This window comes from Herbaspirillum sp. FG34, from assembly GCF_057809315.1.
Genome location: NZ_JBMDJS010000037.1, coordinates 1 through 10,900 on the forward strand (window position 1 = coordinate 1; position 10,900 = coordinate 10,900).

Sequence of the window (10,900 nt, forward strand, 5' to 3'; positions counted from 1 at the left end):
AGACAACGCTTGGCGACCTCTCGCACTCGCAGATTTAATGTGAACAGGCCCTAGTTGCTGACCGGCCTCCAGTTGTGTTGCTGCACCACGTGCAGGCAGGCATCCACCACGACCGGGTCCAGGCGGGTGCCACTCTGGCGCTGGATTTCCTCCAGTGCCACGGCCATGCCCAGCGACTTGCGGTAGGGACGGTCGGCCGACATCGATTCGACGATGTCAGCCACCGTCAGGATGCGCGCCTCCAATGGCAAGGCATCGGCGGCAATGCCGCGCGGATAGCCGCTGCCATCGAGGTACTCGTGATGGCACCAGACGATCTCTGCCAGGTTGAAGGGGAAGCTGATCCTGCTGAGGATTTCATAACCGAACTGGACGTGCGTCTTGAGCACGCCATATTCATCGGCCGTGATGCGACCGGGTTTGGTCAGCAAGGCCAGCGGTATCCTGGCCTTGCCGATGTCGTGCACCTGTGCGGCCATGTGCAGCACGTCGATGCGCTCGGCCGGCAGGCCCAGATGACGCCCGATCATCACCGCCAGTTCGGCGGTCTGGTCTTCATGATTGGGCGTATAGCCGTCAGTGAGCCGATGCAGTGCGATCAGTGCATCGATGACTTCCTGATAGATTTTGTTCGCTTCTGAAACTGGCATTTCTGTCCCTGCGTGATTGCAGCCGCTGTCAGCGCGCATGGTCGCTCAGAGGTGGTGCACGATGGAGGGCGGCAGGCGTGGGCGCCTGCCGCGAACCTTTGCAGGTTCATTGATCTCTGAATGGACCGCCCGCAGGGCAGTCCCGACCCGCTGCTCCGACCACGCATGTGCATGCGCTTTCCCGGTGTCGGATAATAGCGGTTTGCAATACTGAAACTCATTTCAGGAAAGAAATGATTGTGCGCAGTTTACATTCCTGACTTATCGATGACAACCAAGCAGTCCACTTCCCGCCCGCCGTCTCCCTTGCCCCTGATCTGGCGCAAGTCAGCCATCCCGTTGTTCTTCCTGCTGCTGGGCGTGGTGTTTGCCACCTGGGCGGCGCGCATTCCCGCCATCCGGGACCACCTGCAGCTCGATGCTGTCACGCTGGCCCTGGTTCTGCTCTGTGGCGGCATTGGCGCGGTCGGCTCCTTCCCGCTGGCGGCCTGGACCACCGGCCATTACGGCGCGCGCCACAGCACGCTCTACGCGGGGCTGGCCCTGCTGGTGTCGCTGCCGCTGCTGGGACTGGCACCGAATGTGGCCGCGCTCATGCTGATCTGCACGATCTATGGTGCCGCCTCCAGCTGCTTCGACGTGGCCATCAATGCGCTGGGCGCGCAGGCCGAGCGCGACGCCGGGCGGCCCATCATGTCCATGCTGCACGGCTGGTTCTGCGTGGGCACCTTCTCCGGTGCGCTGGCCGCCAGTGCCGTGGCGGGCCTGGGCGTGGCGCCCGTCTGGCACTTCCTGCTGGTGGCGGCGCTGTTCCTCTATCCGCTCTACGCCTGCCATGAAGCGCTGCCCGATGACCGCCCCGAGCATGATCCCGCGCGCAAGCTCTTCGCGCTGCCGCACGGACATCTGGTGGTGCTGGGCGTGATCGCTTTTTGCGGTGCCATCGTCGAGGGCTCGGTGGCGGACTGGAGCGGCATCTACATGAAGGACCATATCGGTGCCAGCGATGGTGCCACGCCCCTGGCCTATGCGGCGTTCGCCGGGATGATGCTCATCATGCGCATGATCGGCGACCGTCTCAAGGCGCGCTATGACGCGCGCCGCGTGGTGTGGGTCGGCACGCTGGTGGCGAGCTTGGGCATCGCCCTGGCCGTGGCGGCACCCGGCATGGCGCTGGCCATTCTGGGCTTTGCCATCGCCGGCACCGGTGTGGCCGCGGTATTCCCGTTCGTCTTCAGTGCCGCCGGGCGGCACGGTTCCAGCGCCCTGGCGGCGGTGGCCACACTGGGTTACAGCGGCAGCCTGATCGGCCCGCCCGTGTTCGGTTTCCTCGTCCATGGCTGGGGATTGCAGGCTGCGCTGGCCTTCTTGGGCGTACTCTGCCTGGCCATGGCCGGGTCCAGCCGGCGCGCGCAGTGGCTGCAGTAAGGCCCGCGCTCTTCACTTCTACAACCTCTGATGCAAGGAAAAAATACGATGCGCAACCTGGTCCTGCTGCCGGGCTTCATGCTCAATGCCCATCTGTGGGATGACATGCAGGCCGATCTGTCCAAGCTGGGCACACTGAGCTTCGGCGACCTCGGCCAGGAGGTCGGTATCCAGGCCATGGCCGATGCCGTGCTGCGCCAGGCGCCGGAACGCTTCGTGCTGTTCGGTTTCTCGATGGGGGGCTTCGTGGCGCAAGCCATTGCGCTCAAGGCACCCGAGCGTGTGCTGGGCCTGGGTTTGCTCAATACGTCATCGCGCCCGCAGACCGAGCGTGAATCGGCGGGCACGCTGGCCCAGATCGAGCTGGCGCAACGTACCCCCTTCAAGGGGCTGACTTCGCGCGCGCTGGCCTCATCGCTGCACCCGGCGCGCAGCACCGACCGCGCCTTGCTGGATCGCTTGCAGGCCATGGCCCTGGCCAATGGCAAGGAGGTATTCCTGCGGCAGTTGCAGACCCTGCGCGACAGCAACGCCGAGGACCTGCAACGGCTGCAATGCCCGGTACTCATCGTCGGCAGTGACGAAGACAAGCTGCGCAGTGTGGAAGAATCGGAAGAGATGGCGCGCCAGATACCGCAATCGCGCCTGGAGATCATCGGCGACTGCGGTCACATGACGCCGATGGAAAAGCCGCAGGAATTGTTCAGGATCATCTCGGACTGGATCGTGCAATCGGGCCTCTGAAGCCTGCGCGTCGACCAGTCCGGGGCCGGCGCGGCAGGGCTTCGGTGCAGCCTCAGTCCTTGTCGAGCTCCTTGCGGGGGGCTTCGGCCGAGCGGCTGCCGGGCCGCTTGTTCATTTCATCGAGGCCGCCAGTGCCGCGCAGATCGGTATCGACCTGGCCTTTGCGGATGTCATCGTAGGCTTGACGAATTTCGGGGCGCTCGACCGCATGGCCGCTGTTGGCCGCATCCTGGCGGTCCGCATTCTGGTCGTGCTCATGCGGCAGGCGCGGCTTGTCATGTCGGGGATGACGATCTTTTCTGGTTCTCAGGAAGCTGGTCATGATGGTGGTCCTCGCAATTGAATGGTTGACTCTTCTTTTGCCGCAAAGCGATGCCGTGTGAGGGTGGCCACAGCATGCGGCGCCTTGCGTCTGCACGAAGCGAACAAGTACGACCGGAGCTGGCCAGAGAAGTGCCGCGCGTTACAAAGTGAGATGAAAAATAAGAATTTGTCCGACAGACAATTCGTACAGGCCGACGCATCAAGCGTGGTACAAGAAGAGCCGCTGCCCCTTTGGACGCGCCAGCACTGGGCGCGTTCCCCAGTGCTGGCGAATGGCGGCCCATAAAAACAAAGGCGGACCCGGTTAGCGGTCCGCCTTTTACTTAGTTTTTCACACCGCTCATGACGGTGCGAAGCTCATCCGTTTCAATGAAAGCGTCGCCTCACAGCGACAGTCGCGCACGGGCTGCGCGATATTCCTGTTCCAGCCTATCCACCATCTCGGCCACCGTGGGTACGTCTTCCATCAGCCCCACACCCTGGCCGGCGCCCCAGATGTCGCGCCAGGCCTTGGCCTTGCTGCCGCCGCCGGAGCCGAAGTTCATCTTGGTCTTGTCGGCCTCGGGCAGGTTGTCCGGATCGAGGCCGGCATTGACGATGGACTTCTTCAGGTAGTTGCCATGTACGCCAGTGAAGAGGTTGGTGTAGACCACGTCAGCGGCGTTGGACTCCACGATGGCCTGGCGGTAGGCCTCGTCGACATTGGATTCGCGCGTGGCCAGCCAGCGCGAGCCCATGTAGGCGAAGTCGGCACCCATGGCCTGCGCCGCCAGCACGGCGTCACCCGTGGCAATCGAACCCGACAGGGCCAGCGGACCCTTGAACATCTTGCGCACCTCGCCCACCAGCGCGAACGGCGAGAGCGTACCGGCGTGGCCACCGGCCCCGGCGGCCACCAGGATCAGGCCATCCACCCCGGCCTCCAGCGCCTTCTCGGCATGGCGCAGCGAGATCACGTCATGCAGCACGATGCCGCCATAGCTGTGCACGGCGTCCAGCATTTCCCTGGGCGGCGCGCGCAGGCTGGAGATGATGATGGGGACCTGGTGCTTGACGCAGGTGGCCACATCCTGGGCCAGGCGGTCATTGGACTGGTGCACGATCTGGTTGACCGCGATCGGTCCGACCTTGCGTTGCGGGTGTTCGGACTGCCACTGGGCCAGCTCCTCCTGCAGCTGGGTCAGCCAGGTATCGAGCAACTCGGCCGGGCGGGCGTTGAGGGCAGGAAACGATCCGACCAGCCCGGCCTTGCACTGGGCTGCCACCAGGGCCGGGCCGCTGGCGATGAACATGGGCGAGCAGATGATGGGCAGGCGCAGATCTTGCAATGCTTTGGGGTAAGCCGGGGCTGGTGGCATGGTCGTCTCTCGGTGGTTGTCGTTATCTCAAGGCAACAGGGCTTGGCCCCATGCCGCTTTTGTCCGGCGATTATAGGACAAAAAGGGACAAAATATAACGGTCGTGCTTTTTGTTGCGCCAAGGTGAAATATTCAGGAAATTATTTATATGATTTACTGTCTTCCCTTCACCCTGTGCTATGTTTTCCACAAGCCTGGATTAAAAAAGGCCAAGCGGGCGCTACCGGGAGCGCCTTGCGGACCGGCTCAGCCGGAAGGGCCCAGCCCGAGTTCCATCTGTCGTCATTTGCCGTAGGGGGAATCATGCAACACTTTGATCTCGTCAATGTTCTCATCATCGTTCTGGCCGCCGTCGCACTGATTGGGGGCGCGGTGCTGCACAAGCGTGCACTGAAAAAGGCCCTGATCGAGTCCGACAAGCTGCCGGTGCGCGGTTTGCGGCGTTATCGCCAGCAATGAGGAGGGCGCTTGCGCCTTCCTTCTGCGCTTTTTCTTCGCTCAGTAAGACCATTGCAGGTTGAACCCGCCGGTCAGCGTACCGGTGGGAAATCCGTTCGGCTTGGACAGAGGCGTAGCAAGGAAGAGCTCGCAGCCTAGCCTGTCGATGCTGCCACGCCAGCCGATGACCGCGCCGCTGAGCCGGCGTCCGGTCAGATATTGCGTCAACGGTCCTGCTACCGCGCCGGTATCAAGACCGGCGTAGACTTCCTGCCCGCTTTCTCCCATTCCCCAGGACAACTCATTGCGCAGCAGCCAGCCTCGTTCGGCCTGCAGGCTCAGGTCGCCATCGAAGCCGCGCACCGTGTAGCGGCCACCGATGGCGAACTGATCCTGGGCGGGCAGCCTGCCCCGGTTCCATTGGGCGCGCGCCGTCGCACCGTAACGTAGCCGCGCCGACCCGATCGCCAGGGGCGCGTTGAGCGCTGCTTCGGCCTGCCAGAGACCGTAGCGCGTGGTGATCTGCGGCAGTTCCAGTTCATCCTCGGGCGGCTTGCCCTGGCGGTCCAGCGCGCGCCGATAGCTCAGGTTGATGTCGGCCACGGCCGACCCGATGAACTGCCGGTGACTCGCGCTCCACTCCCAGGCCGTCATCCTGCGCTGTTGCGGGCTCAGGACAATCTGGTCAACGAAGTTGACGGACTTGCGCAGTATGAGTCTGGCTGAGAGATGACTCTTGCTGGAGGCACTGCGCTGTACCAGCCGCGACAGTTTCAGTTCGCTGGTCTCGGCCTGCCCGCTGTAGAGCACTGCTTCGAAGGCACCGGCCACCGTCTGGTGATAGCGGCTGCCCGAGTGGGTTGCCGAGAGCAGCCAGTAACCGACGGGCAGGGAGTAATGCAGCGTATGGCTGCGACTGCCGCGGTCTCCGTAGCGCCCCAGGCTACGCGTGAGACTGGCGTAAAAGAGATCATTGAGCGTCCACCAGTTGTCATACGCTACCGTCACACCAAGCTGATAGCGGCCAGTGGTGCGCGCACCGCCGTCGTCCAGCGAGGTCGAGAAGCGGAACGGAAAAGCCTGCCGGTATTGCACCACCAGATCGCTCTCGCCGGTTTGCGCATCGGCTTCTTCCGAGGGCGTGATCTCGATGTCGGCCTCGGCCGTGGGGACGCGCTTGAGGTTTTCCAACCCTTGCTCGATGGCCCGCAAGTCGAGCACCTCTCCCGCCGACAAGGGCAGTGCCGAAAACGTGTTGCCCCGCTCATCGGCACCCTCGGCCATGCGCACCTTGCGCAGCCTGCCAGGTATCACGGTCAGTACCACTCTGCCAGTCGAGAGATCCTGCGGCTGTGCCAGCACGCGCGTGGTGGTGTAGCCGCGCGCGATGATGTCGGCCTGCACGCGAGCCAGCAGCAGTTGCAGACCCTGACTGCCCAGGCAGCGGCCCATGGCACCACCATCCCCGGCCGCTTTCATCACCGTGCCCAGAGCGGGCCGGAAGCGCTCTGCAGAATCTCCTTCCATGATGATCGTGTCGATGCGGCTGCAGGGCTGTTCGTCCTCAGGGTAGTCCATCGACGTGGAGGCGGGAGGGGGCAAGCCCAGCGTGAGTACATCGGGCGCTTGTTCCAGGGTCTCACGCAAGACGCGTTCTCGCTCGCGCTGCAATTGTTCTTGTTGAATGCCGGGAGATTGTGCTGCGCTGTACAGCGGGAGGGAGAGTGCACCGAGCGACAGCGCACACAGCAGAAGGCTTCGATTCATAAGGAAATGGTCGGCGAGCAAAACAACACCAGGCACGCGTGTCGCGATCACTCAAAAATTGGGGAGATCGCAATTTCTCTCTTTATCGTCTTCACATAAATCAGACTTTTCTGATTTTTTAATCCCTCGCAAAAAAATAGACTTCGCCTCGAATCGATAAGGCATCCGGCCCGGGTCGATCTCGCAAAAAGGGGCGATCCATGAACCGTCAGCGCTACCAGTTGGTCTTCAATCGTCATCGCGGGATGCTGATGGCGGTCGCGGAAACCGCCTCGGCCACCAGCGGCCAGAAGTTGCCGACGGCACGTGGGGGAGCCGGTATGGTGGCGCCGGCATCGTGGAAGTTTTGCACCCTGGTCTTGGCCCTCGCACTGACGTGGCAAAGCGTGGCACATGCGCAGATCCTGATAGACCGCAACGCACCGCGCGAAGAGCAAGCGATGGTGCTCAAGGCCGCCAATGGCGTGCCCGTGGTGAACATCCGGCAGCCCAATGCCAGGGGGCTTTCGGTCAACAGCTACCGGCAATTTGATGTGGATGGTCGGGGAGTCATCCTCAACAACGCGGGTGGCTCCAGCAAGACCGAACTGGGCGGCTACATCGCCGGCAATCCGTGGATGCCCGGCGGTGGCGCGCAGGTCATCGTCAACCAGGTCAACTCGTCGCACCCCAGCTACCTGCGTGGCTTCATCGAGGTGGCTGGCAACCAGGCGCAGGTGATCATCGCCAACCCTGCCGGCATCACCTGCGCCGGCTGCGGTTTCATCAACGCCCAGCGCGCAACCATGACCACCGGCACGCCCGTCATCCGGCAGGGCAACCTGGAAAGCTACCGCGTCAACAGCGGCGTGATCAGCTTTGAGGGGCTTGGCCTGCAAGCCAATGACACCGCGTATGCCGACGTCATCGCCCGCGCAGTGCGCGTGCATGCGGCGCTGCGGGCCAGGCAGATCCGGCTCACCACCGGGCTCAATACGGTCAGTGCCGATCACGCGCAGGTCACGCCGGGCCAGAGCGCCAGCGATGGTGCACCGGTGCGTGCGATCGATGTGGCAGCGCTCGGCGGCATGTATGCCGGCCACATCTACCTGACCGCCACCGAACACGGCGTGGGCGTGCACAACGGTGGCACGCTCACGGCCACCGAAGGACAGCTGGTCGTGACGGCAGCTGGCCGCCTGGAAAACACCGGCACCCTTGCTGCGCATGGCGATACCCGCATTGCCGCTGCAGGCGCGGTGACCAACAGTGGCGTAATCGGATCGGATAGCACATTGCGGATCAACGCCGCCGCGCTGGAGAATGCCGCCAGCGGTCGCATCGGCAGTGTCAGCGGTACCAGCGTGCAAATTGGCGGCACGCTGCGCAATGCAGGAAGCATGGTCGGTGATGCAGGCATCACGCTGGCTGCGGCAGCGATGGAGAATGCTGGCAGTGTGGTGACACCGGGTGCGCTCGCACTGCGTATCCGCAACATGCTGGACAACAGCGGCAAGATCGGCAGCAATGCCCAGCTTGAGCTACGCGCCACGACGCTGACCAATCGGGGAGATATTTATTCCGCACAGGAATCTGTGCAGTTGCAGGTAGCAGGACGGCTCTTCAACAGCGGCAGCATCGAAGCGAAACGGGCACTCAATGCCGAGGCGGCAGCGATTGAAAACCAGGGGCGCTTCATCGGGGAAGCCGCACTCAACGCCAGCGCAAGCGCTGCCCTCACCAATGCCGGAACCATGGGCAGCAGGGGGGATGCCGACTTCAAGGCCGCCAGCCTCGACAATCGTGGCACGCTCAGTGCAGTCCAATCGCTCGCCCTGAAAGTGACCGGAAAATTCACCAACGAAAAGAACGTGGGTGCCGGCAGCACCCTTCAGATCCATGCCGATGCACTGGACAACAGCGGCAAGCTGTTCTCGCACGGTAGCTTGTTCATGCGCGTCGGCGCCGCTGCGCTCAACAGCGGCAAGATCGGTGCGGACGGCACGGTGGATTTCCGGGCGGCCTCCCTGGCCAATGGCGGCGCGCTCTACTCCCTTGCCAAGAGTGTCGACGTACAGACCCGAGAGAGCATCACCAACAGCGGCACTGTTGAGGCCAAGCAATCCGTCTCATTGAAGGCGACGGTCCTCAACAACAGCGGAACATTCACCGCCGAGGGCAGCATGAAGCTCTCGCTGCAACAGGGCCTGAGCAACACCGGAGAGATCGGCGCCAACGATACGCTTACCGTTAATGCGGCCACGCTGGAAAACCGCGGCAGGCTCCGTTCGGCCGAGAGTTCTCTGGTGCTGGCGACAGACGGAAGAACCAGCAACCACGGCAAGATCCTCGCCGCCACACGGCTGGAGCTCACGGCGACCGGCATCGACAACAGCGACGGCACGCTTGGCGGCGGCGAGGTGGTGATTGATGCGCGCAACCGGCGTTTCAACAATCAGCGCGGCGTGCTTTTTGCGCGGCAAGACCTGAAAGCAGAGAGCGCAGAGCTCGACAATCGTGCCGGCAGTATCGCTGCCCGGGGCAAGCTGACGCTCTCCACCGGTGAAGTCAACAATGAGGGCGGGCAGCTGCAATCGAAGGGCGCGATGCGAGTGGAGGTGTCAGCAGGTGACATTGATAACCGCCGTGGCCTGATCCGTTCCGATGAAAACGTAACCCTGCAGAGCCAGAGCCTGCGCAACGACGATACCCAAGGCAAGGACCAGGGCATCGAGGCCCGCAGCGTGAGCCTCACCACGGGCGCGCTCCACAACGACAAGGGGGCCATCCGCACCGGCCAGTCATTGCAGATCGCCGCCCGCGACAGCGTGGACAATCGCGGCGGGCTCCTGTCTTCGCAAGGCGCGCTGTCGATCAGTGACCCGGCCAGCATCCGCAAGCTGGTGATCGACAACGAGGGCGGACGCATCCTTGCAGGTGATGACCTGAGCCTCACGTCCGACTCCCTGATCGGCAAGGGCTTGCTGTTGAGTCACAAGGATCTGCGTATCGATGTGGCCGCCGACCTGGAGCAGCGCGGCGAAACCGCAGCCGCTGGCAATCTCGATCTGCGCACTGGCGGCCGCTTCAGCAACTACGGCACGCTGGCCGCAGGGGTAGCGTTGCGCGTGACGGCCAGGGGACTCCAGAATCATGCGGGCGCGTCCATCCTGGGCGGCGATGTATCGCTGTCTGCCGGTGCGGGGCAGGACTTCATCAACCGGGGCCTGATCGATGGCGTCACTACGCGCATCCAGGCCGGTACGCTCTATAACCTCGGTAGCGGACGCATTTACGGTGACCGCATTGCGCTCGCTGCGGAGGTGCTGCACAACGCTTCGGAAACCATCGATGGCGTGCTGCGGGCCCCGGTCATCGCCGCGCGTGAGCGTCTGGATATCGGGACCGGGGTGCTCCACAACAGCGAGAAGGCGCTGCTGTATTCAGCCGAGGACATGTCCATTGGCGGCGCCATCGGCAGCGACCATCGTGCGAGCGGACGTGCGCGCGAGGTCAACAATACCAGTGCGACCGTCAATGCGGATGGTGTACTCACCATTGCGGCCGATGCGATCAACAATCGTAACGCGCATTTCGAGATCGCCGACGAGAGCAAGCCGGGACGCCGGATCATCAACTACCGGCTGGAGGGATCGTCGGATTTCTTCTCAGGAGCTGACGCCCTTATCATCCACAAGGACAGCGGCCAGATCATCGCTCCCGAGAACTGGCGTGCCATGGGCGATGAGGACAATTTCCGTCTGCTCTTGCCCTCCACGAGATATCCCTTCGAGAAATTCGGTGCCGACTCCCAATACGAGAGCGCGGCTTACCAGAGGCCCGTGGCGGAGTTCCGCGACGAAGACCGGCTGGTTCCAGCCGTGCCCGAAAGGTTTTTCTATACACCGGAAGATCCTGTCTGGGATCTTTTCGGTGTCGCCAGACCAACGACGCGCCTGACTCCGGAGCCGACGAAGCCGATTTTCAAGACATTCCCTGATGCTGCTCACGTCCCCGACTACTTGCAGCACGAGTATCAGATCTGGCTGGCTTGGCATGCCTGGAAGGATGCGCGCGCCGCTTATGTGAATGCCTATGTCGAACTTGACAATGCGCTTCAAGCCTTCCGTGCTGATTTTCGAGGTCGCTTGCGTGACCAATGGATCATCTACGACGGCACCGAGCAGATCCAGCGGACTATCGTCACCCGCA

The 10,900-nt window shown here is 63.0% G+C and carries 8 protein-coding genes; 4 read left to right on the forward strand and 4 right to left on the reverse strand.

The genetic code is table 11. From position 1 onward, the window contains the following. Window positions 1-50: 50 nt before the first annotated feature. Window positions 51-650 carry an HD-GYP domain-containing protein gene (locus tag ACODSZ_RS22810; RefSeq protein ID WP_034351495.1) on the reverse strand — a complete coding sequence of 200 codons (600 nt, stop codon included), beginning with the start codon at window positions 648-650 and terminating at the stop codon, window positions 51-53. Window positions 651-917: 267 nt separating this feature from the next. On the opposite strand from ACODSZ_RS22810, the gene ACODSZ_RS22815 reads away from it, so the two are divergent. Together ACODSZ_RS22815 and ACODSZ_RS22820 are read left to right on the forward strand one after the other, a co-directional pair. Further along, a complete protein-coding gene (locus ACODSZ_RS22815; RefSeq protein ID WP_175345135.1) occupies window positions 918-2,078 on the forward strand; it encodes an MFS transporter in 1,161 nt (386 codons plus the stop codon). A gap of 48 nt (window positions 2,079-2,126) precedes the next feature. Then, on the forward strand, window positions 2,127-2,822 hold the full coding sequence (locus tag ACODSZ_RS22820) for an alpha/beta fold hydrolase (protein ID WP_488928600.1): 696 nt from the start codon (window positions 2,127-2,129) through the stop codon (window positions 2,820-2,822). A gap of 52 nt (window positions 2,823-2,874) precedes the next feature. On the opposite strand, the gene ACODSZ_RS22825 is transcribed toward ACODSZ_RS22820, so the two are convergent. Together ACODSZ_RS22825 and ACODSZ_RS22830 are read right to left on the reverse strand one after the other, a co-directional pair. Next, window positions 2,875-3,144, reverse strand: coding sequence for a hypothetical protein (locus ACODSZ_RS22825; RefSeq protein WP_008333636.1), 270 nt, complete (start codon window positions 3,142-3,144; stop codon window positions 2,875-2,877). A gap of 385 nt (window positions 3,145-3,529) precedes the next feature. Next, complete coding sequence (locus tag ACODSZ_RS22830) at window positions 3,530-4,504, reverse strand: NAD(P)H-dependent flavin oxidoreductase (RefSeq protein ID WP_488928601.1); 975 nt, start codon at window positions 4,502-4,504, stop codon at window positions 3,530-3,532. 303 nt (window positions 4,505-4,807) lie between these two features. Here ACODSZ_RS22830 and ACODSZ_RS22835 point away from each other — a divergent pair, with 303 nt between their 5' ends. Further along, complete coding sequence (locus ACODSZ_RS22835) at window positions 4,808-4,963, forward strand: hypothetical protein (protein WP_008333632.1); 156 nt, start codon at window positions 4,808-4,810, stop codon at window positions 4,961-4,963. Window positions 4,964-5,002: 39 nt separating this feature from the next. Here the strand turns inward: ACODSZ_RS22835 and ACODSZ_RS22840 are convergent, their stop codons facing one another. Next, window positions 5,003-6,709, reverse strand: coding sequence for a ShlB/FhaC/HecB family hemolysin secretion/activation protein (locus tag ACODSZ_RS22840; protein ID WP_488928602.1), 1,707 nt, complete (start codon window positions 6,707-6,709; stop codon window positions 5,003-5,005). Window positions 6,710-6,909: 200 nt separating this feature from the next. Between ACODSZ_RS22840 and ACODSZ_RS22845 the strand changes: the two genes are divergently transcribed. Further along, window positions 6,910-10,900 (forward strand): two-partner secretion domain-containing protein (locus ACODSZ_RS22845; RefSeq protein ID WP_488928603.1); only part of this gene is annotated, 3,991 nt, incomplete at its 3' end.